This window comes from Mesorhizobium sp. 113-3-9, assembly GCF_016756515.1.
Lineage (GTDB): Bacteria > Pseudomonadota > Alphaproteobacteria > Rhizobiales > Rhizobiaceae > Mesorhizobium.
Map to the genome: position 1 here is coordinate 3,747,986 of NZ_AP023246.1, position 19,972 is coordinate 3,767,957.

Genomic DNA, 19,972 nt, shown 5'->3' on the forward strand with positions numbered 1-19,972 from the left:
TCTTAGCGGTTCGGCCCTGCGCAGGCAAAGTGCCGCGTTGCCGCAACCGTGGTGGTGTTGACGCATCCGCTTGCAAAGCGGCACAACTCGCCCCACCTGAAACCGGCAACTCGAACCGCAGGAGACCTCCTTTGCGCAAACTGATTGGGCGAAAAGTGATCGGCGGCGCCTTGGCCGCATGCGTTGCGCTCGGCGCCGGCACCGCCGTCGCCGAGGAAGTCGGCAAGGTAGGCGTCGACTGGGTCGGCAACGACATCAAGATCGACGCGATCAAGGACCCCAAGGTGGATGGCGTGACCTGCCATGTCGCCTATTTCGACCGCAGCGTCATCGATCGCCTGCACAAGGGCAACTGGTTTGAGGATCCCAGCGATTCCTCGATCTCCTGCCGCCAGACCGGCCCGATCACCATCGGCGACATCGACATGAGCGAGGGCGGCGAGGAGGTGTTCAAGCAAGGCCTCAGCCTGATCTGGAAGAAGCAGGTGGTGAACCGCATCTACGACAAGGCCAACGAGACGTTGATCTACCTCTCGCATTCCCGCCAGGTGCAGAACGGCTCCGCGAAAATGTCGGTCACGACAGTGCCGCTCTACGGCCAGAGCGTGGTGTGGAGCAAGGGCAAGCCGAACTAGGCGGGACGGACGTCTTTCGTGCTGATCGGCCCCACGGACAATTGCTCCTGCCTTGCAGGAGCAATTGCTCTGACGTAAAGCCGCCGCATGGACCGTTCCGAAGACCTCGTCCTCAAGGACCCCGAGCCGCGCATCCATCCGACCGCGGAACTCAAGGCGTGCAAGCTCGGCCGCTACGCCTCGATCGGCGAGCGGGTGGTGCTGCGCGAGGTGATCGTCGGCGACTTCTCCTATTTCGAGCGTCATGCCGAGGCGATCTATACGAGCATCGGCAAATTCTGCTCGATCGCCGCCAACAGCCGCATCAATGCGCTGGAACATCCGATCGAACGGCTGACGCAGCACAAGGTCAGCTATCGGCCGAACGAGTATTTTCGCTGGCTGGGCGTCGATGCCGCGTTCCGCGAGCGGCGGCAAGCGAATGCCGTGACCATCGGCCATGACGTATGGGTGGGCCACGGCGCGGTGATCATGCCTGGCATCACTGTCGGCAACGGTGCTGTCATCGGCGCCAATGCGGTGGTGACGCAGGACGTACCGTCCTACATGATCGTCGCCGGCGTGCCGGCGAAGCCGCTGCGGCCGCGCTTTCCCCCGGCTGTCGCGGCACGGATCGAAGCGCTCGCCTGGTGGGACTGGCCGGTCGAGAAACTCGCCAGGGCGGTTCCCGACATCCAGGCAATGCCGATCGAGGTCTTCCTCGACCGTTGGGAAAACGACGCCGCTTAGAGCAGGTCACCGTCTCAAGGAACGGCGAACAGCTCACTGGCGCACAGGCTGCGAAGCAAGTTGCGGGAAAGTGGACCCCTTCCGCCATGCGGGGGTGGCGCGGCGGAAGGGGCTGGAGTTAAACCGCCGTGAAGCGGAAGGAACAGGCTCTTTGCCTGCATGGTTACCATGCCATTAAACCGATAAGGTGTGTTTTCCGTCAAACGCCCTCATTGCGTGTATTCAATTGCGCCTGACGTATTTGTTGCCGGTGGGAACCTGGAACGGCCGTCGATTGTTTCTCATCGCGGCAGCCATTGAGGGTTCTCGACAGATGGAAAAGCTTTTCACCAAGGTCGCCAACCGGGTCGCCCATATAACCGGCCTCCCGCTGACCTTTGCCGCCTGCTGCGTGATCGTCGTCGTCTGGGCGGTAAGCGGGCCGTTCTTCGGTTTCTCGGACACCTGGCAATTGGTGATCAACACCGGGACGACCATCATCACCTTCCTGATGGTGTTTCTCATCCAGAACACCCAGAACCGCGATGGCGCGGCGATCCAGGCCAAGCTCGATGAACTGATCCGGGTCAGCGAGGGCCACAACCATTTCATCGGCATCGAGCATCTGACGGAATCCGAGGTCGAGGAGATCCGCGACAGATGCGAGAAAGCAGCACTACGCCATGACAAGGAGATCGCCGCGATGGCCGCAAAGAAGGCCGTGGCGCAAAAACGAGCTCCGAAAAAGCGTGCGGCTTGAAGACGTGAAGATCAATTTTTCATGAAGGCCGCGAAAGCATCCTTGTGGTCCGGGTGCCAGCGCGACAAGGCCGGGCGGTTTTCGATGATGTCGCCGATGGCCCAGGCCATGCGCTTTTCATCCATGGGGCGCGCCACGTCATTGTCCGGGCACAAGATGTAGAAATCGCCGCTGACCAGGGATTCCAGCATGAAATCAACAACCTGCTCGCCGGTCCAGGCACCGGCTGGCTTTTCCGTGGCACCCTCGGTGAGGCCGGTATAGGTGAAGCCGGGGATGAGCAGATGCGCCGACAGGCGGGCGCCCCGGCTCGTTGCGCAGCGCATGCGCGAGGCCCTCGGTGAATGTCTTCACGCCGGCCTTGGAGACATTGTAGGCAAGGTTGCCGGGCGGCGTGGTGATGCCTTGCTTGGAGCCGGTGTTGACGATCAGGCCCGGTTTGGCAGACGCCAGCATGCGCGGTGCGAAGGCTTCGACACCATGCACGACACCCCAGAAATTGATGTCGAGCAGCCGCTTCCACGCATCGCGGTTTTCCCAGGGCTTGCCCGGGTTGTCGCCGACGCCGGCATTGTTCATCAGCAGCGAGACCTCGCCGAAGGCGCCGAATGCCCGGTCGGCAAGACGATCGACCTCATCGGCCTTCGAAACGTCCGATGCAACGGCAAGCACGGCGTCGTCGCCGGCAATGGCCGAGACGGCCCGGGAGGCATCGTCAAGGCGGGTACCGGCGATGTCCGCGAGCACGATCTTCATGCCCATCAACGCAAGCCGTTTGGCGGCCGCCAGACCAATGCCGCTCGCGGCGCCGGTGATGACGGCGGTGTTGCCGCCGCTAAGCGCGGGCAGGGCGGTCTGGATTTCGGCGTCGGTGATCATGGGCGATGGGTCCTTTTCTCGATGGCGCCGAACTTAGCGCTGGAACAGGCTTGCGCAAGCCTGCGTCGGCACGTGTGCGGGTTGACCGGGCCGGTCGAGGCTGCGCATGCTGTCTCGGTAATGGAGATTTTCTATTGACGGATTGGGTTGCAATTCTGAAGGAACAGACCGCCACCGGCGACCAGATGGGGCGCGAGGTGCCGCAGATGCTGGCCAACCCCGATATCAACGAAGCCCAGGTGAAGACACTGTTTTCGGCGCTGGAAAAACAGGCCGAGTTCGTCGAGAAACTGCGCATGGCGCTGGAGAAGTTCGGCCATGATTTCTCGATCATCAAGGCGGCCGAACGGCTGGAGGAGCGCTATGCCGACCTTGCCGCTTCGGTGGCGGAAAAGCTGAAGGCGATGCGTAAATAGGGCTGGTTTACCGCGCTACTTCTCGAGAACGCGCGAAAAGCGCGTGTCCGGCACAAGCCACACCAGGGCGACGACAACATAGAGGCCCACGCTGATCCACCGGTTGAGGAAGGCAAGCGCGATGGCCGCGAGGTAGACGGCAAGCGAAAGCCTTCCCTTGCGGTCGCTGCCGATCGCCTTGGCGAAGGCGGTATCCGGCCCATGCAGACGGTGCAGGGCGATGACCAGAATGCCGTAGGCGGTCGCGCACATTGCAAGGTCGAAACCGTAGACCGCGACCGGAACCGTGGCGAAATGGTTCTCGCCCATGAAAGCCGTCGTTACCGGCATCAGGGACAACCAGAACAACAGATGCAGGTTGGCCCACAACACGCCACCATCGACGCGCTGCACGGTGTGGAACATGTTGTGCAGATTGTTCCAGTAGATGCCGACATTGATGAATGAGAGCACGTAGCACAGGAAGATCGGCAATTGCGGCACCAGGGCGGAGAAGTCCTCGCCCTCGGGCACCTTCAGGTCCAGCACCATGATGGTGATGATGATGGCCACCACGCCGTCGGTGAATGCCTCGACCCTGCCTTTGCCCATGCTCACCGCCTCCGCCTGCAACGAATTGTCGAAAGACAGTAAACTGTTAGCGGAAGTTCCCGGGCCGATAAACGGCACTCGGGAAATTCCTCAACTATGTCCGGGAAAACTCCGTTGCCGAAGTTGCCGATGTGATGATCGGCCTTGGCCAGTTGTTGACTTCCCGCTGTTTTCTCTCCCTCTTGATGCAACCCTTGGTCGAGCAGTCGAACGGCCGGGGTTCGAATGGAGGGACTGATGAGATTTCGATTTCTGCTTGCGATGGCGACCATTCTGGCCGCCGTCTTCGGAACATCCGCCGCGGCCTTCGCCTACAGCGCCCATACCACGACAAATCTCAACGTGCGTAGCGGGCCCGGCGCCGAATTCGCCAGGGTCGGGACGTTGCCGGCCGGCTTCAGGGTTGACGTGGCCGGCTGCCAGCCGGGTTGGTGCCGGATACATGGTGGTGGTGTCAGCGGCTGGGCCAGTTCCGGTTATCTTTCACGCGCCCATGTCGTTCGTCCGCCGATCGTCATCGTTCGTCCGCCGCATCATCGGCCGCCGCACTGGCACAAGCCGCCCCATCACCGTCCTCCGCACCATCGCCCGCCGCATAAGCCGCGGCCCGGCAAGTGCAAGATCGCTCCCGGCTTTCCCTGCAAATAGGCAGATCGCGAATGCCGTAACGAAAAGGGGCCGCCTCATCGCGGCCCTTTTGGCTTTGCCGGTGATCAGCCGTTCGGCGTCTCAGGCGCCATGTTCGCGCGCCCACGCGGCACGCCAAGCCCGGTATCCGGCGGCTCGCCGGCGGCCGGCCTGTCCTCGATCATGTGCATGGTGCGCCAGCCGCCGAAGCGGTAGTAGGCCGCGGCCAGAACCAGGGAGGTGATCGAGCCGGCCGGAAAACTCCACCACAACGCTTCCTCGCCGATCACGCCACGCATGAAATAGGCAAAGCCGGTGCGTATGACGAGCACCGAGATCACCAGGATGATCAGCGGCGGCATCACCGCACCGGTGGCGCGCACGGTGGCGAACAGCACGATGGTGACGCCGAACAGAATGAACGACCAGGACGCCACGGTGTTGATATGGGCGGCGATATCAATTGCCGCGCTGTCGTTGCTCAGGAACAGGCTGAGGATCGAGCGGTCGAAGAGCCACAGCAGCGCAACGAGAGCGCCGGTCAGGACAAGGTTGAAGCCGACGCCGGAGGCGGCGACGCGGCCGATCCGGTCCCAGCGGCCGGCGCCGACATTCTGCGCCGCCATCGAGGAGACCGCGGCACCGATGGCGAGCGCCGGCATCTGGATGTAGGTCCACAGCTGCGCGGCGATGCCGTAGGCGGCGGCGACTTGCGAGCCGTAGGAATTGACGATGCCCATCACCGTGAGTGCCGCCGCCGAAATCACGATCATCTGCAACCCCATGGGCACGCCCTTGAAGACGACAATGCGCAGCAAGGCAGGGTCGGGCCGCAGCAGAGCGAGATTGGCGCCGGCCAGCCGCAGCGGATGCTTGCGCGCATAGAGCACGACAAGGATGGCGATGACGCTCACGGTCTGACCGATCAGCGTCGAGGTCGCGGATCCGGCGATGCCGAGTTCGGGGAAGGGGCCGATGCCGCGGATCAGCAGCGGGTTGAGCACGATGTCGAGCACGACCGCCAGCGCCATGAAGAAGAAGGGTGTGCGCGAATCGCCGGCACCGCGCAGCACGGTCATGACGAAGGACAGAAGGTTCATCATCGGCACGGCGATGAAGATGATGCGCAGATAGGAACGCGCCAGCGGCAAGGCGTCCGCCGGTGTGCCAAGCGTGTTGAGGATGGCGTCGACCCAGATCCAGCCGCATACCGCGAAGACTATGGAAACGAGGAAGAAGAAGGTGGCGCTGGTGCCGACGATGCGGCGCGCCTCGGGCAGGTCGCGGGCACCGACCGACTGCGCCACCAGGATCGTCGCCGCCATGCCGATGCCGAACACCGTGCCCAGGATCAGGAACAGGACGAGGTTGGCGTTGGAGGTGGCCGTCAGGGCCGATTCGCCAAGGAAACGGCCGACCCAGACTGCATTGATCGACCCGTTGAGCGACTGCAGCACGTTGGACCCCAACACCGGCAAGGCAAACAGCAGCAGCGTGCGCGGGATCGGGCCGCTGGTCAGGTCGCCGGTGCGCCGGCGCGTGGGCATTTTTTCGGTCATGGCTGGAGGCTTATCCCAACTCGGTCCGCGATGATTGCCGATTCAACGGCACAGGTCGATGCGGCGTCGGAAAATTCCGCTTGGCGCGTGTCATGCGGTTCGCCGTTTCACGAAAGCGGCGAACCCCTGATTCTCCTCGTTTACGCAACCCAATCATGTTCTCAAAGCTCCCGGAATGGGGTATTGATCCTTGGGGCGTGGGGCCCGCATATCCTTATCGGATATGGACAAGCCGGGGGGATCATGTCCGATATTCCGCTGTTTTCCGAGCGCCTGAGCCGGCGCGCGTTTCTGGGTGCGTCCGCCTTGGGCGCGGCCTCCGTGGCTCTTTCGGCGTGCACCACGACGGAGGTGGTGACGCCGCCACCGCCCGTGGCAGCGCCGCCGCCCGATACGGCGTTCGGTGATACCGTCAGCATGTACGCGGCGCGCACCGACGAGGGCTACCAGCTGCCGGCAATCCCGGTGGCCAAGCTCGATCCGAAGTTCGTGCGCCAGGTCGTGGCCGACCCGACCGGAGAAAAACCCGGCACCATCGTCGTCGATGTCTCCGAGCACTTCCTCTATCTGGTGCGCGACGGCGGAAAGGCGATCCGCTACGGCGTCAGCCTCGGCAAGGCTGGTTTTGGATGGACCGGCAGCGCCGTGGTCCAGGCGAGGAAGAAGTGGCCGGTGTGGACGCCGCCGCCGGAAATGATCCAGCGCCGGCCGGAACTGGCGAAATACAAGGACGGCATGCCGCCCGGCCCGCAGAGCCCGCTGGGCGCCCGCGCCCTCTATCTCTTCCGCGACGGCAAGGACACGATGTACCGGCTGCACGGCACGCCGGAGTGGGATTCCATCGGGAAGAATGCTTCGTCGGGCTGCGTGCGCTTCATGAACCAGGACATCATCGACCTCTACAGCCGCGTCAACGGCCCCGCACAGGTCTTCGTCCGCCCAAACCTGTCGGCCGCCGGCAAGATCATGCCCGTGTCGAGCAGGACGGCCGAGCCGATCGATGCAGGCGTGCCGAAGGACGCGGAGTTCTTGAAGTAGGCGTCCTCACGGTCAGCCGTTTGAGGTCGTTCAGGCGGACGCGCCGGGCGCGCCCGCCTTTTTTATGCGTTACTTCTTGGCGAGGCCGGGAAGCGTGACCTGATAAACCAGGAACATGGTGTCGACATTGGCACCGTCGTCGGCCTTGTAGGGCGCGCCGACCTGGAAACCGTCCTGGGCGAGGAAGTCGTTGTCATTGGCGACGAACAGGAAGTAATCGTCGGGCAGCTTCGGATCGAGCACGCTGGCCAGCGACATCGCTTCCCACTTCTCGGACAGGTTGTTGTGGTCGTTCGGGGCGCCATTGTGCAGGCCGAAGCGGCCAAGCTCGGCATTGTTGTTGATGTCGATGAACGGAGTCAGCTTGGCCGGCGTCACCGACGGGTCAAGTACGCCCTTGGGGGCGAGCGGCTTGTCAGCGGCGTCGAACGGACCGCCGGCGATGTCGGTCGCGGCCGAGACATCGACGATGCTGATTTCGCGGTAGAGCGATGTATCTCCCTTCAGGCCCTGGCCGTTGCCGCTGTCTCGCGCCAGCATCAGGAACGCCGTGTCGGACAACGCCACGATCTCGCTCTGGGCGGCGACCTTGGTCTTGCCCTTGGCATCCTTGAACACCGGCAGCGGCACGACATATTCGTGCGCCAGCTTGAGATGGGCGAGGTCGGAGGCGTCATAGACCAGCGCCCGTGTGTTCTGCCGGGTCGAAGCTGAATCGCCACCGTCCTGCCTGGTCGCCGACTGCAGCACGGCGATCAGGAACTTGCCGTCCGGCGTCATCGCCATGCCTTCCAGGCCCTGGTTGTTCTGGCGGCCGGTATCGGGATCCTTGGGATCGGGTTCGGCGGCACCTGGACCGGGATTGTCAGAGGAGAAGTTCGGCGCGCCCTTGCGCATCGGCACCAGCGCCGCCGGCGGCTGGGTCGCCGACATCAGGCGGCCTTGCGCCGAGAACCGATAGATATTCGGGCCATATTCATCGGAGATGAACATCGAGCCGTCGGGCAGCCGCACGATCGCCTCGTTGTCGAGGGCGAGCTTGCCGTTGGTGGCGGCGGGCAGCATCGGCATGTCGCCAGCCGCCGCGCGCACATCCGACAGCGGATCGAGGCCGGTGGCATCAGTGCCCTTGTCGTCGGTGAGCAGCAAGGTGTCGGCAAGCGTTGCCTTCACGCCTGTCTGCTCCTGGCCAGCAGCACCTGGTGCTGCCGGCGTGAACTCGATGCCGATGGTGTTGAGGCGCGGCCGGTAGTCGGTGGTGCCGGCGACATTGTAACCGCGATCCGGCAGCAACCAGAGCGACCCCTTGTAGGTGCCCGCGTCATGCGTCCAGCCGGCGGTGTCCATCGACATGCCGGAGCCTGAGCCGAACGTCTCGCCGAACTTGTCGCGCTGGGCGGCAGGAATGCGGCCGACGCCGACCAGGCCCTTGTTGACAAAGCTGGTGGCTCCGACGGTCGCGGTGCTGTCGGCGAGCGCCGGCGTCAAGGCGGTGAACAAGGCCAGCGCGACGCCGAGCGAGACGGTTCGGTGCATGTGTTTCATGGATGGTCCTCTTGGTGACGGATGTGCCGGAGCGGCCGAAGAACGAAAAAGCTCAAAGGGGGCGGCACATCGATGATGCCGCGCGCCGCCCCCCGAAAGCGGTCTACGGCGCGAACATGATGCTTGCGTGACAGGGGCGGCACGTATGCCGACCGGCGTGTTCATTGCCCTGCGAGGACATGCGCCCGGGGCGAGAATTCGATCAATCCCGCATCCATTTGGGGCAGGCAAGCGCAGCACTGGACACTTATGTACAGCGCGTATATGGTGCCGCTTCTGACAGACCGGGAGGGAAGCCTTGAAGCCGCACTACCGCGCAGTCGTCATCGGAGGTGGAGTGGTCGGCGCCTCGGTGCTCTACCATCTGACGCGGTTCGGCTGGTCCGATGTGGCGCTGATCGAGCGGGCTGAATTGACGGCCGGTTCGACCTGGCATGCGGCGGCCGGATTTCATGCGCTCAATGCCGATCCCAACGTCGCGGCGCTGCAGGATTACACCATCAACCTCTATCGCGAGATCGAGTCCGAGTCCGGCCAGGACATCGGCCTGCACATGACCGGCGGCGTCAATATCGCCAGCGACCCCCAGCGCTGGGAGTGGCTGAAATCGGCCTGGGCGGTGTTCCAGTCGGTCGGTATCGAAAGCGCGCGGCTGGTGACCCCCGAAGAGATCAAGGCGATCTGCCCGATCGTCGATGTCACCGGGGTGCTCGGCGGCCTGCATGATTCCAACGAGGGTCATCTCGACCCCTACGGCACCACGCATGCCTATGCGGGTGCCGCGAAGAAGCGCGGGGCCGAGGTGATCCTGCGCAACCGTGTCGTCGAGTTGAAGTCTCGCGCGGACGGTCACTGGGACGTCGTCACCGAACAGGGCACGATCGTCGCCGAGCATGTCGTCAACGCCGGCGGGCTGTGGGCCAAGCAGCTCGGCCGCATGGCCGGCGTCGACCTGCCGGTGACGCCGATGGAGCACCATTATTTCGTCACCGAGGACATTCCGGAGATCGCGGCACTGGACCGGGAGATCGGCATCGCCGTCGACCTCGACGGCTTTTCCTACCTCAGGCAAGAGCGCAAGGGCGTGCTGCTCGGCGTCTACGAGCAGAACCCGAAGCATTGGAACATGGACGGCGCGCCGTGGGATTACGGGATCGAACTGATCCCGGAAGACATCGACCGCATCAGTCCCGAACTCGCCAAGGCGCATGAGCGCTTTCCCTGCCTGGCCAGCGCCGGCATCCGCAAATGGGTCAACGGCGCCTTCACCTTCACGCCGGACGGCAACCCGATCGTCGGACCCGTGCGTGGCCTGAAAAACTACTGGGTCGCCTGCGGCGTCATGGCCGGCTTCAGCCAGGGCGGGGGCGTCGGCAAATCGCTTGCCGAATGGATGATTTACGGCGAACCGCAGGCCGACATTTTCGGCATGGACATTGCCCGCTACGGCGCCTTCGCCGCCAATCGCGAATATCTCAAGCAAACGACGCGGCAGTTCTATTCGCGCCGTTTCGTCATGACCTTTCCCAATGAGCGTCTGCCAGCCGGCAGGCCCTTGAAACGCCCCGGCGCCTATGACGGCATGAGTGCCGCGGGTTGCGAATGGACGGCGTCGTGGGGGCTGGAAATCCCGGCCTATTTCGCGCCGATGGGTTTTCGCGAGAACACCACGCTCAAACGCTCCAATGCCTTCGACATCGTCGGCGACGAGGCGCTGCAGGTCCGGCGTGCCGCCGGCCTCGTCGATATCTCGGCCTATTCACGCTATGCGGTGTCCGGGCCGAGTGCCGAAGCATGGCTCGACCGGCTGCTGGCCTGCAAGCTGCCGAAGGCGGGACAGGCGCGGCTGGCGCCGATGCTCGGGCCGGACGGGCGGCTGAAGGGCGACCTCACCGCGATCAACTGGGGTGGCGGCGACTATTGGCTGATGGGTTCCTACTATCTCAGGGAATTCCACATGCGCTGGTTCGAGAGCCAAGCAGGAGAGGGCGTCGCGGTCACCGACATTTCCGACGCGACGGGCGGCTTCCTGCTGACCGGGCCGAACGCGCGGAAAATCCTGGAGCGTACAACACATCAGGACGTCTCCGCCGCTGCACTGCCGTTCATGGCTTGCGGCGCGTTCGACATCGGCATGGTGCGGGCGCGGGTTGCCCGCCTCTCTATCGCCGGCGAGCTCGGCTTCGAGATCAGTTGCCCGGTAACCATGCATGCCACGCTGCGCGACACGCTGCTCGCGGCAGGCGAGGATCTCGGTCTGGCCGAGATCGGCTACTACGCGCTCAACGCGCTCAGGCTGGAGAAGAGCTTCGGCATCTGGTCGCGCGAATTCACGCAGGGCTACACGCCGGGCCAGACCGGCCTCAACCGCTTCATCGCCTTCGACAAGGGCGATTTCGTCGGCCGCGAGGCGGCATTGAAGGAACGTCAGGCAGGCACCTCGCAGCGGATCGTGACGCTGGAGATCGATGCGCTCGATGCCGACGCCAGCGGCTTCGAGCCGGTCTGGCGCGACGACCGGCGCGTCGGCTTCGTTACTTCGGGCGGTTTTGGCTACACGATCGGCAAGAGCGTCGCGCTGGCGTTGGTGGACGACGATTTTGCCGAGGAGGGGACGGCGCTTTCGGTGCACATTGTTGGCGTCGAGCGGCCGGCACGGATCATCGCGGCCTCGCCCTACGATCCCTCGGGCAAGGCGATGCGGCAATGAGGAGGATTTTCGATGGTCGATGACGCGGCACGAGACAGCAGGCGCGAACGCCGGCGCGGACGCACCGGCGAGGCCGGCAGCGAGAGCAGCCGCCGGCCCAATTACCGGTCGCTGAAGAACCCGTTCCTACCGCAGCCGGTGTTTTCGGATGACCAGGTGGCTTCGATCCACGACACGGCGCTGCGCGTGCTGGAGGAGCTCGGCATCAAGGTGCTGCTGCCGCAGGCACGGGAGCTTTTCGCCAGCGCCGGCGCGCTGGTCGACCCCGACACCGACATGGTGCGCATCGGCCGCGACATGGTGACGGCGGCGCTCGCCTCGGCGCCGAAGTCGATCCAGGCGCGAGCCGGCGACCGTTCCCGCGACCTGACGCTGGAACTCGGGTCGATGACCTTCCTCGCCGGATGCGGCGCGCCGAACGTCACCGACCTAGAACGCGGCCGGAGGCCCGGCACGCTCGCCGATTTCGAGGATCTGCTGCGGCTGGTGCAGCATTTCGACGTGCTGCATATGCTTGGCCCCTGCATCGAGCCGCAGGATGTCGACAACCACCTGCGTCACTATGCCGTCAACCGCGCGCAGCTGACGCTGTCCGACAAGTTTCCGTTCGTCTTCGCGCGCGGCACGCCGCAGGTCGAGGACGGTTTCGAGATGATCCGGCTGGCGCGTGGCCTGTCGCAGGACGAATTCCTGGCGGACGCGCATTGCTACACGGTCATCAACACCAACTCGCCGCGCCAGCTCGACATCCCGATGGCGCAAGGCATCATCGATTTCGCCAAGGCGGGGCAGGTTTCCGTCATCACGCCGTTCTGCCTGGCGGGCGCGATGGCGCCGATCACGGTGGCCGGCGCGCTGGCGCTGCAGCATGCAGAGGCGCTGGCGGGGCTGACGCTGGCGCAGATCGTGCGGCCCGGCGCGCCGGTCGTCTATGGCTCCTTCTCCTCCAATGTCGACATGAAATCCGGAGCGCCGGCCTTCGGCACGCCGGAACATGTCAAGGCGACGCTGGGCGCTGGCCAACTGGCGCGCTTCACCGGACTGCCCTGGCGTTCCGGCGGCGGCAGTGCCGCCAACATCTCGGACGCGCAGGCCGCGCACGAAACGCAGTTCGCGCTGTGGGGCTCGGTGTTGGCCGGCGCGACCATGTGCATCCACGCCGCCGGCTGGCTGGAAGGCGGCCTGAGCGTCTCCTTCGAGAAGGTGATCACCGATATCGAGGCGCTGCAGACGGTGGCCGAACTCTGCGCCGCGACGCCCGGTGACGACGATGCGATCGGCTTCGAGGCGATCGCCGAAGTGCAGCCGGGTGGTCATTTCTTCTCGGCCGGCCACACGATGGCGCGCTACCGCACCGCCTTCTACGAACCGCTGGTGGCCGACTGGTCGAACTTCGGCAACTGGACGCAAAGCGGATCGAAGACGGCGAGCGAACGCGCCACCGGCATCTGGCGGCGCGCCGTTGCCGATTTCGAGCCGCCCGCCTCGGCCGCCGCCACATCAGGCGTGCTCGACGAATTCATCGCGCGGCGCACCGAGGAGGGCGGCGCGGCACCGGTGTCGTGACCGGCAGCCGCGGCGCCCAGATGGGCTATGTCGGGTTGTCGAGCGTGAACAGATCGCTCTCCTCGTCGTAGGCAAAATACTCGGCGTAGCGGGCCCAGCTGATGACGGCGCGCACCGTCTGGTCGGCATAGCCCTCGGACATGTGGTCCTCCAGCTCGTCGCGGAAGCGGCGGGCCGGCGCCTTGTGGTTGGCGCGTTCGTCGAGCACGCGGCGGATGTGGCCGGCCAGCGGCACATAGGTCGCCAGCTGCTGCGCGAACAATTGCTTGCGCGCGTCGACCTCGCTTTCGGCGAAGCGTTTGCCGGCCAGGGTCAGCTGGATGTCGCCCTCGGCCAGTTCGGCAAAGCGCAGCAGCTGAAGCGTTTCGGCGATCGGGAACAGGTCATCGATCTCGAGCTGCAGGCTGGCGGCCAGCGGCGGCAGATCGGCATGCCCGTTGTAGGGCGCCGCCGCGACGGCCTCGATCAGGCCGGCGAGCAGGTTGGTCGAGACGCGCGGCAGCACCATGGCGATGCCCGAACCCGGGAAGACGCCGTCGCGGGCAGGGCTGCCCGGCTCCTTCCTGGCGGTCATGCGGGCATAGATGTCCTCGACCAGCGCGCGGAAGGCCGGGTCCAGCCGGTTGCGCGGCTGCGGCAGATCGATCCTGAGCTCGGCGACGACGCGGCCCGGATTGGACGAGAAGATCAGCACGCGGTCGCACATCAGCACCGCCTCCTCGATGTTGTGGGTTACCATCAGGATCGACTCGATCGGCATGCGGCCTTCCGACCAGAGGTCGAGCAGGTCGGTGCGCAGCGTCTCGGCCGTCAGCACGTCGAGCGCCGAGAACGGCTCGTCCATCAACAGCACCTTGGGATGCACCACCAGGGCGCGGGCGAGCCCGACGCGCTGGCGCATGCCGCCCGACAGCTCCTTCGGATAGGCGTTTTCGAAACCATCGAGGCCGATCAAGTCAATGGCCGACAGCGCGCGCTTGCGGCGCACTGCCGGCGAGACGCCCTGTGCCTCGAGCCCGAGTTCGACATTCTGCAGCACGGTCAGCCAGGGAAACAGGGCGAAGCTCTGAAAGACCATGGCGATGCCGTCCGGCGTGCCGGAGACAGCCTTGCCCTCGAAGGTGATGGCGCCCTGGCTCGGCCGGATCAGGCCGGCGATCGAGCGCAGCAAAGTAGACTTGCCGGAGCCGGAGCGGCCGAGCAGGCCGACGATCTCGCCGGAACCCAGCGTCAGCCCGACCTGGTCGAGGACGATGAGCTTGCCGGCACTGCCCTTGTCATAGGTCTGGCAGACGCCATGGACTTCGACGAGCGGACGGTTCTTGGTGACGACAGCTTGGGTGATGACAGCTTGGTTCATGATCAGTCTCCTGAAGAATGGGTCAGTCGAGCCGCATGCGGCGTTCGGCGAAGACATAGAGGGGGCGCCAGAGGGTGCGGTTGAAGAGGGTGACGAAGAGCGACATCACGGCGATGCCGAGGATGACGCGCGGAAAATCGCCGGCTTCTGTCGCCTTCGCGATGTAGGAGCCGAGCCCGAAGGCTTCGAGCCTGGTATTGCCCCAACTTGCCAGTTCGGCGACGATCGAGGCGTTCCACGAACCGCCGGAGGCGGTCAGAGCGCCAGTGATGTAATAGGGAAAAATCCCCGGCAGCATGACGTTCTTCCACCACGACCAGGACCGTATCTTGAAGACCCTGGCCGCCTCCTTGAGATCGGAAGGGAAGGCGCTGGCGCCGGCGATGACGTTGAACAGGATGTACCATTGCGTGCCCAGCACCATCAGCGGCGACAGCCAGATGCTGGGGCTGGCGCCGGTGGCGACGATGGCGATCACCGCGAACGGGAACAGCACGTTGGCGGGGAAGGCGGCGAGGAATTGCGCCAGCGGCTGCACGCGTTCGGCGACCGCGGGCCGCAAGCCGATCCAGACGCCGATCGGCACCCAGATCACGCTGGCCACCGCGATCAGCACGACCACGCGCAGCAAGGTGAGCAGGCCGCCGCTGAAGGCTTCGGCCACATCGTTCCAGCCAAGGGTCTGCCGCAGATACAGGACCGTCTCGACCACACCCCACAGGGCGACAAGCAGCACCAGTCCCAGCCAGGCGATGTCGAGCGCCCGCGAGAAGCGGCGCGACGTGGCGGTGGACGCTGCCGGCATGGCCCGCTTGCCCAGGCGAAGCAGCATGGCGCGCTGCCAGAGCCATGCGATCGGCAGCCCCACGGTGTGCAACAACCGGGCCCGGCGCAGGATGTCGTAGACCCAGGAGCGGGGCTTTTCCTGCCCGGCGGTCTGCTCGAAACGGAACTTGTCGGCCCAGGCGACGACAGGCCGGAACAGCAACTGGTCGTAGAGCAGGATGAGCACGCCCATCGCCAAAACTGCCCAGGCGACGGCGGTGAAATCCTGCTTATCGATGGCGAGCGCCAGCCAGGAGCCGATGCCGGGCAGTTGCACGGTGGTGTTGCCGACGGTGATGGCCTCGGAGGCGACGACGAAGAACCAGCCGCCGGACATCGACATCATCGTGTTCCAGACAAGACCTGGCGCGGCGAACGGTGCCTCGAGCCGCCAGAACCTCTGCCACGCCGAGAGCCCGAAACCGCGGCTGACCTCGTCGAGGTCGCCCGGCACCGTGCGCAGCGACTGGTAGAACGAGAACGCCATGTTCCAGGCCTGGCTGGTGAAGATGGCGAAGATCGCGGCGCATTCGGCGCCGAGCTGGCTGCCGGGAAACAGGCCCATGAAGAAGGTCACGGTGAAAGTCAGGAAACCCAGCACCGGCACCGACTGCAGGATGTCGAGCGCGGGAATGATCACCATTTCGGCGCGCCGGCTCTTGGCGGCCAGCGTCGCCACCGTGAAGGTGAAGACCAGTGAGACGATGATGGCCGCGAACATGCGCAGCGTGGTGCGCAGCGCGTATTCCGGCAGGTTGGCGAGATCGAGCGTGACCGGCGATGTGGTGAGCAGGGCGCTCGGCGCACGCATGCCGGCGGCGCCGTGCGCCAGAAGCACCAGCAGAGCCACCAGCATGGCAAAGGCGATGGTGTCGTAGATGTTGGGGGCGATGCGTCCGCGCGCCAGCGCGGCGGCTTCGCCGAGGGAATTGCGGTTGTGAGGCAGGAAGATCATGGCGGGCCTCCGGATGATGGGCAGATTGCAGTGTGATTTGGGAGAGGGTGATTGCGGGCGTGCGGAAGGGTGCGACCGGGTGGCGGTCGCGCCGGGCGCCAGGGCCCGGCCGTCAGTGCGGAGGTCTGGGCTGCGTTGAAGAGGGGCTCAGGCAGCCCGCCGTGGGAGGACCGTTCGACAACTGACGCCCTCTTCGGAGACGGGCTGCCGTTCCCGGGTCCAGCGGCATTCCAGCCGGCCGCTTACCGAGCCGCGGCGCCAGACGCAGACGAGCCGGGTCGGCGGCATGGTGAAGCCGGCCTTGCCCGCCAGGCCGCGCGTTGTTGCCACGGATGGCCGGGCAGCTGAAGCGGGGCGCGTGGCGGAACGCGCACGGAAGGGAATGACATTGGTGTTCATGGCTCACCTCTCGCGGTCCGGCGGGACGGCAAGGCGAGCCGAAGGCGGGTTATGCCCTGCCGAGGACCGACCGGCGCCACATGCCGGAAACCAAATCTGTTGACGGGGCCAGTGTCCGGACCGTGCCTTGGGCTTGATCCGGACAGCGACTGGGATAGCTGTCCATTACCTGTTCGATCTCGAGTTGATGCCTCGGTCAGCCGAGGCCACGCCGCCTTACGCCCATGGCTTGCAGCGTGTCAACGCGAGCGCCGGAATCTTAAGTATATGGCTTGATACCAAGGCATAAGGAGGCAGATCCCGTGGCAAGGGATGCGCTAACAATGCATTGAAAAATAACGGTTTATCTGTCGGCCTGAAGGGGTCAGATTCCGAGCTTGGCGGCCATTTTGATGAGCTCGGCCAGCGAGCCGGCCTGCATCTTGCGCATGGCGCGGGCGCGGCGGACCTTGACGGTGATCTCGCTGACGCCGAGGTCGCCGGCGACCTGCTTGTTGAGCCGCCCCTGGACCACCAGCGCCACGACGCTGCGCTCGCCTTCGCTCAGCGTCGCCAGGCGTTCGCGCAAGATATCAATCTCGGCTTTCAGCGCCCGCCGCGACCGGTCCTTGTCCAGGGCGGCGGCGATGGCATCGAGCAGGTCCTGTTCTCGGAACGGTTTCGGCAGGAAGTCGACGGCGCCGGTCTTCATCGCCTGCACCGACATGGCGATATCGCCATGGCCGGTCATGATGATCACGGGCAGCGGCGCATCGGAACGGGCGAGCTCTTTCTGGAAGTCCATGCCGCTTTTGCCGGGCAGGCGCACGTCCAGCACAAGGCAGGAGGGGATGTCCGGCAGTGGCGCCCCCAGGAATTCGGCGACCGAACCGAAGCAGCTGATATCCAGCCCGACCGAGCGCAGCAGGCTGTCGAGCGCCTCGCGCATGGCGGGATCGTCGTCGATGACGAAAACGATCTGTTCCGGTTTGCTCGTTTCCGATCCGCTGGCTTGCTTCATTGGTTCGACCCGCGCGATCCTGTCCGGTCTGCCGGCAGCGAAAGGAAGAATGCGGCACCGCGCGGCATTGTCGGCTGTACCCAGATGCGTCCGCCATGGCTTTCGACGATCGAGCGGCTGATGGCAAGCCCCATGCCCAGGCCCTCGGGCTTGGTGGTGTAGAAGGCGTCGAAGACATGGTCGAGCTGGACGCCGCTCAGGCCACGGCCGGAATCGCGGACTTCGATCACGATCTCGCCGGGCTTGCCGGCACTGGTCACGATTGTCACGTCGCGCTCTTGCTCGCCGCTCACCGCCTCGATCGCGTTGAGGATGAGGTTGAGGATGACCTGCTGGATCTGTACCGGGTCGGCCTCGGCTCGAGGCAGCTTGCCGGCGAGTTCTGTGCGCAAGGAGACATGGCTTCTGCCGGCCTCGTTCTCCACCAGGGTCAGCGTCTCCGATATCAGCTGATTGACATCCAGCCAGACGGCCTTGCCGGCCGCCTTTCGGGTCAGGCCGCGCAGGCGCTTGATCAGCTCGCTGGCGCGTTCGGCATCCCTGACGATGCGCTCGGCCGCCTTGCCGGCCTCATCCGGATTGCCGGCCGCCAGCCAGCGCCGGGCGGCGTTGCCGTTCAACACGATCGCCGCCAGCGGCTGGTTGAGCTCATGGGCGATCGAGGCCGTCAGCTCGCCCAGCATCGTCACCCGCGTGATGTGGGCGAGCTGTGCCTGCGCCTCGCGGGCGGACGCCTCGGCGGCGGCGGTGCGCAGCGCCAGATAGGCGGTGACGGCGATCGCCACCAGACTGATGGCGCAGTTGATCACGCCTGCCGGCACCGAACCTGCCCGCGTGAGGAAGAAACTCAGCACGGTCAGCGCCATGCAGGCCGCCGCGACCATCGCCACGCCGCGCTGGTCGAGATAGCGGACCGCGATCAGGACAATGGCGACATAGAAGACCGCGACGGCGATCTCCAGATTGGTGATCGTGTCGGCGAGGAAGATCGCCGCCGCCAGCAGCACAAGCAGGGCCGGCAGCAGCGGCCGGCGCCAGAGGAGCGGCAAGGATGATCTTCCAGACATGCCGACCTCCTTGCTGATCAAATTGCCCTGTTTGCGGACAAGAGGACACTACCGTGCCACCTTTTGGCCCGGCAAGGCGCTGCCATATCGCATTGGAACCACGAATACGCCCGACTTTCGTCTTTGACGGGCCGCCCTGGCATTGGCAATTGGTGCGTCCCGTGCAGAAATGCGGTTCATGCGCGAAGCCTTGATCGCATTGGTGATTTTCCTGTGCCTGGCGGCGTCGGCGTTCGCCAGCATGACGATCTGGCCGAGATTGCCGGCCAGGCATCGTGATGACGACACGAACACGGTGGTTCGGCTCGCCGCCAATCTGTTCGGGGTGATGACCTCGCTGATACTCGGCCTGATGATCAACTCGGCCAAGAACACCTTCGAATCGATCGATCACAACGTGCACGCCTATGCGACGGAGCTGATCCTGCTCGACAGGACCTTGCGCCAGTATGGCCCGGAGACCGACGCGGTGCGCCAACCATTGGTCGCCTATGTGCAGCGGGTGGTGGACACCTCGTCACAAAACAGCGAAACGACCATCGCCGCCAATCAGCTTTCCGAACGCCTGCTGACGGAGATTGGCGTGCGGCTGAATGGCCTGACCCCTCCCGACGCTGTACACGGTTCCCTTCTGCAGGACGGACGCCAGCGCCTGCAGAAGGTGCTGGAACTGCGCTGGGTCCTGGTCGAGCAGTCTGAAGGCACGATTCCCTGGCCGCTGATCGCCATGCTGGTCACCTGGCTGGCGCTGATCTTCGCCAGTTTCGGGTTCAGGGCACCGAAGAATACAATCACCGCCGGAACCCTTATGGTGTCGGCCGCGCTGATCGCCGGGGCGATCTACCTGATCCTGGACATGGATGTGGCGTTCTCCGGACCCATCCAGATTTCGGCGGCGCCGCTGGAAAGGGCATTGGCGGAATTGCAGCGATGAGGCGGAACCGGCCGCATTCCCAGGCATTCATGGGAATGAACCACGGAGGACGACATGGGTTTCGACCAGTATCACGAGCCGCCTGAAGAACTGTCGCAGAAGGTGCGGACCTTTGCCCGCATGATCACCTCGCTGATCGAGGAGGCGGAAGCGATCGGCTGGTACGAACAGCGCATTTCGGTGGAGAAGGACCCGCAGGCCAAGGCGATCATGAAGAACGCGCAAAGCGAGGAGTTCAAGCATTTCGGCATGGATCTGGAATTCCTGCTGCGCCAGAAGAAGGACTGGCGGGCGGAACTGAAGGAAATCCTGTTCACGACGGGCGACATCGTCAAGGCCGGCGAGCGGGGCGAGAAGAAGGTGGATTGATTGCCTTCGCCGACTTTGCGGGAAGCCCG

Annotated in this window: 17 protein-coding genes and 1 pseudogene; 10 read left to right on the forward strand and 8 right to left on the reverse strand. The window is 64.8% G+C overall.

The features are described 5' to 3' along the window. Window positions 1-131 precede the first annotated feature (131 nt). The 3 genes from MesoLj_RS18165 (at window position 132) to MesoLj_RS18175 (ending at window position 2,103) form a co-directional block, all read left to right on the forward strand. Entirely contained in the window at window positions 132-635 is a 504-nt protein-coding gene (locus tag MesoLj_RS18165; RefSeq protein WP_202327025.1) for a CreA family protein, read from the forward strand. An 87-nt stretch (window positions 636-722) separates the two neighbouring features. Further along, the gene (locus tag MesoLj_RS18170; RefSeq protein ID WP_140775813.1) at window positions 723-1,364 is read left to right on the forward strand and encodes a DapH/DapD/GlmU-related protein; all 642 of its coding nucleotides are present in this window, start codon (window positions 723-725) and stop codon (window positions 1,362-1,364) included. Between the two features lie 313 nt (window positions 1,365-1,677). Continuing rightward, on the forward strand, window positions 1,678-2,103 hold the full coding sequence (locus MesoLj_RS18175) for a low affinity iron permease family protein (protein ID WP_140775814.1): 426 nt from the start codon (window positions 1,678-1,680) through the stop codon (window positions 2,101-2,103). Window positions 2,104-2,114: 11 nt separating this feature from the next. On the opposite strand, the pseudogene MesoLj_RS18180 reads toward MesoLj_RS18175, so the two are convergent. Continuing rightward, window positions 2,115-2,982 (reverse strand): annotated as a pseudogene (locus MesoLj_RS18180) (SDR family NAD(P)-dependent oxidoreductase). Window positions 2,983-3,116: 134 nt separating this feature from the next. Between MesoLj_RS18180 and MesoLj_RS18185 the strand changes: the two are divergent. After that, complete coding sequence (locus tag MesoLj_RS18185) at window positions 3,117-3,398, forward strand: hypothetical protein (protein ID WP_140775816.1); 282 nt, start codon at window positions 3,117-3,119, stop codon at window positions 3,396-3,398. Window positions 3,399-3,413: 15 nt separating this feature from the next. On the opposite strand, the gene MesoLj_RS18190 is transcribed toward MesoLj_RS18185, so the two are convergent. Next, window positions 3,414-3,989, reverse strand: coding sequence for a TMEM175 family protein (locus tag MesoLj_RS18190; protein WP_202327028.1), 576 nt, complete (start codon window positions 3,987-3,989; stop codon window positions 3,414-3,416). Between the two features lie 237 nt (window positions 3,990-4,226). Between MesoLj_RS18190 and MesoLj_RS18195 the strand changes: the two genes are divergently transcribed. Next, window positions 4,227-4,637 (forward strand): SH3 domain-containing protein, encoded by a 411-nt coding sequence (locus tag MesoLj_RS18195; RefSeq protein ID WP_202327029.1) that lies wholly within the window; start codon window positions 4,227-4,229, stop codon window positions 4,635-4,637. 65 nt (window positions 4,638-4,702) lie between these two features. Here MesoLj_RS18195 and MesoLj_RS18200 read toward each other — a convergent pair whose 3' ends face one another. Then, a complete protein-coding gene (locus MesoLj_RS18200; RefSeq protein ID WP_202327030.1) occupies window positions 4,703-6,175 on the reverse strand; it encodes an MATE family efflux transporter in 1,473 nt (490 codons plus the stop codon). Between the two features lie 243 nt (window positions 6,176-6,418). Here MesoLj_RS18200 and MesoLj_RS18205 point away from each other — a divergent pair, with 243 nt between their 5' ends. Beyond that, a complete protein-coding gene (locus MesoLj_RS18205) occupies window positions 6,419-7,213 on the forward strand; it encodes a L,D-transpeptidase (RefSeq protein ID WP_202327031.1) in 795 nt (264 codons plus the stop codon). 69 nt (window positions 7,214-7,282) lie between these two features. On the opposite strand, the gene MesoLj_RS18210 is transcribed toward MesoLj_RS18205, so the two are convergent. Next, on the reverse strand, window positions 7,283-8,749 hold the full coding sequence (locus MesoLj_RS18210; RefSeq protein WP_446720330.1) for an esterase-like activity of phytase family protein: 1,467 nt from the start codon (window positions 8,747-8,749) through the stop codon (window positions 7,283-7,285). Between the two features lie 307 nt (window positions 8,750-9,056). Between MesoLj_RS18210 and MesoLj_RS18215 the strand changes: the two genes are divergently transcribed. After that, window positions 9,057-11,468, forward strand: a complete 2,412-nt coding sequence (locus MesoLj_RS18215) for a GcvT family protein (RefSeq protein WP_202327035.1) — start codon at window positions 9,057-9,059, stop codon at window positions 11,466-11,468. Window positions 11,469-11,480: 12 nt separating this feature from the next. Then, window positions 11,481-13,034 carry a trimethylamine methyltransferase family protein gene (locus MesoLj_RS18220; RefSeq protein ID WP_202327036.1) on the forward strand — a complete coding sequence of 518 codons (1,554 nt, stop codon included), beginning with the start codon at window positions 11,481-11,483 and terminating at the stop codon, window positions 13,032-13,034. Between the two features lie 25 nt (window positions 13,035-13,059). On the opposite strand, the gene MesoLj_RS18225 is transcribed toward MesoLj_RS18220, so the two are convergent. From MesoLj_RS18225 to MesoLj_RS18240, 4 genes are all read right to left on the reverse strand, one after another. Next, entirely contained in the window at window positions 13,060-14,394 is a 1,335-nt protein-coding gene (locus tag MesoLj_RS18225; RefSeq protein ID WP_140775824.1) for an ABC transporter ATP-binding protein, read from the reverse strand. A gap of 22 nt (window positions 14,395-14,416) precedes the next feature. After that, complete coding sequence (locus MesoLj_RS18230; protein WP_202327037.1) at window positions 14,417-16,174, reverse strand: ABC transporter permease; 1,758 nt, start codon at window positions 16,172-16,174, stop codon at window positions 14,417-14,419. Between the two features lie 763 nt (window positions 16,175-16,937). Continuing rightward, window positions 16,938-17,501: a response regulator gene (locus MesoLj_RS18235; protein WP_244735491.1), complete on the reverse strand. Its 564-nt coding sequence runs from the start codon at window positions 17,499-17,501 to the stop codon at window positions 16,938-16,940. A 68-nt stretch (window positions 17,502-17,569) separates the two neighbouring features. Continuing rightward, entirely contained in the window at window positions 17,570-18,640 is a 1,071-nt protein-coding gene (locus tag MesoLj_RS18240; RefSeq protein WP_140775827.1) for a sensor histidine kinase, read from the reverse strand. 178 nt (window positions 18,641-18,818) lie between these two features. Between MesoLj_RS18240 and MesoLj_RS18245 the strand changes: the two genes are divergently transcribed. Both MesoLj_RS18245 and MesoLj_RS18250 read left to right on the forward strand, forming a co-directional pair. Further along, complete coding sequence (locus MesoLj_RS18245; protein ID WP_202327039.1) at window positions 18,819-19,574, forward strand: bestrophin-like domain; 756 nt, start codon at window positions 18,819-18,821, stop codon at window positions 19,572-19,574. Window positions 19,575-19,628: 54 nt separating this feature from the next. Continuing rightward, window positions 19,629-19,943, forward strand: a complete 315-nt coding sequence (locus MesoLj_RS18250; protein WP_202327040.1) for a ferritin family protein — start codon at window positions 19,629-19,631, stop codon at window positions 19,941-19,943. The last annotated feature ends 29 nt before the right edge of the window (window positions 19,944-19,972 follow it).

What these genes read in the sequence shown, in the direction of transcription:
- MesoLj_RS18170 (WP_140775813.1), top strand. Translation starts at nt 723, where the DNA reads ATGGACCGTTCCGAAGACCTCGTCCTCAAGGACCCCGAGCCGCGCATC.
- MesoLj_RS18175 (WP_140775814.1), top strand. Translation starts at nt 1,678, where the DNA reads ATGGAAAAGCTTTTCACCAAGGTCGCCAACCGGGTCGCCCATATAACC.
- MesoLj_RS18190 (WP_202327028.1), bottom strand. Translation starts at nt 3,989, where the DNA reads ATGGGCAAAGGCAGGGTCGAGGCATTCACCGACGGCGTGGTGGCCATC.
- MesoLj_RS18195 (WP_202327029.1), top strand. Translation starts at nt 4,227, where the DNA reads ATGAGATTTCGATTTCTGCTTGCGATGGCGACCATTCTGGCCGCCGTC.
- MesoLj_RS18200 (WP_202327030.1), bottom strand. Translation starts at nt 6,175, where the DNA reads ATGACCGAAAAAATGCCCACGCGCCGGCGCACCGGCGACCTGACCAGC.
- MesoLj_RS18205 (WP_202327031.1), top strand. Translation starts at nt 6,419, where the DNA reads ATGTCCGATATTCCGCTGTTTTCCGAGCGCCTGAGCCGGCGCGCGTTT.
- MesoLj_RS18210 (WP_446720330.1), bottom strand. Translation starts at nt 8,749, where the DNA reads ATGCACCGAACCGTCTCGCTCGGCGTCGCGCTGGCCTTGTTCACCGCC.
- MesoLj_RS18220 (WP_202327036.1), top strand. Translation starts at nt 11,481, where the DNA reads ATGGTCGATGACGCGGCACGAGACAGCAGGCGCGAACGCCGGCGCGGA.
- MesoLj_RS18225 (WP_140775824.1), bottom strand. Translation starts at nt 14,394, where the DNA reads ATGAACCAAGCTGTCATCACCCAAGCTGTCGTCACCAAGAACCGTCCG.
- MesoLj_RS18230 (WP_202327037.1), bottom strand. Translation starts at nt 16,174, where the DNA reads ATGATCTTCCTGCCTCACAACCGCAATTCCCTCGGCGAAGCCGCCGCG.
- MesoLj_RS18235 (WP_244735491.1), bottom strand. Translation starts at nt 17,501, where the DNA reads ATGCGCGAGGCGCTCGACAGCCTGCTGCGCTCGGTCGGGCTGGATATC.
- MesoLj_RS18240 (WP_140775827.1), bottom strand. Translation starts at nt 18,640, where the DNA reads ATGTCTGGAAGATCATCCTTGCCGCTCCTCTGGCGCCGGCCGCTGCTG.
- MesoLj_RS18245 (WP_202327039.1), top strand. Translation starts at nt 18,819, where the DNA reads ATGCGCGAAGCCTTGATCGCATTGGTGATTTTCCTGTGCCTGGCGGCG.
- MesoLj_RS18250 (WP_202327040.1), top strand. Translation starts at nt 19,629, where the DNA reads ATGGGTTTCGACCAGTATCACGAGCCGCCTGAAGAACTGTCGCAGAAG.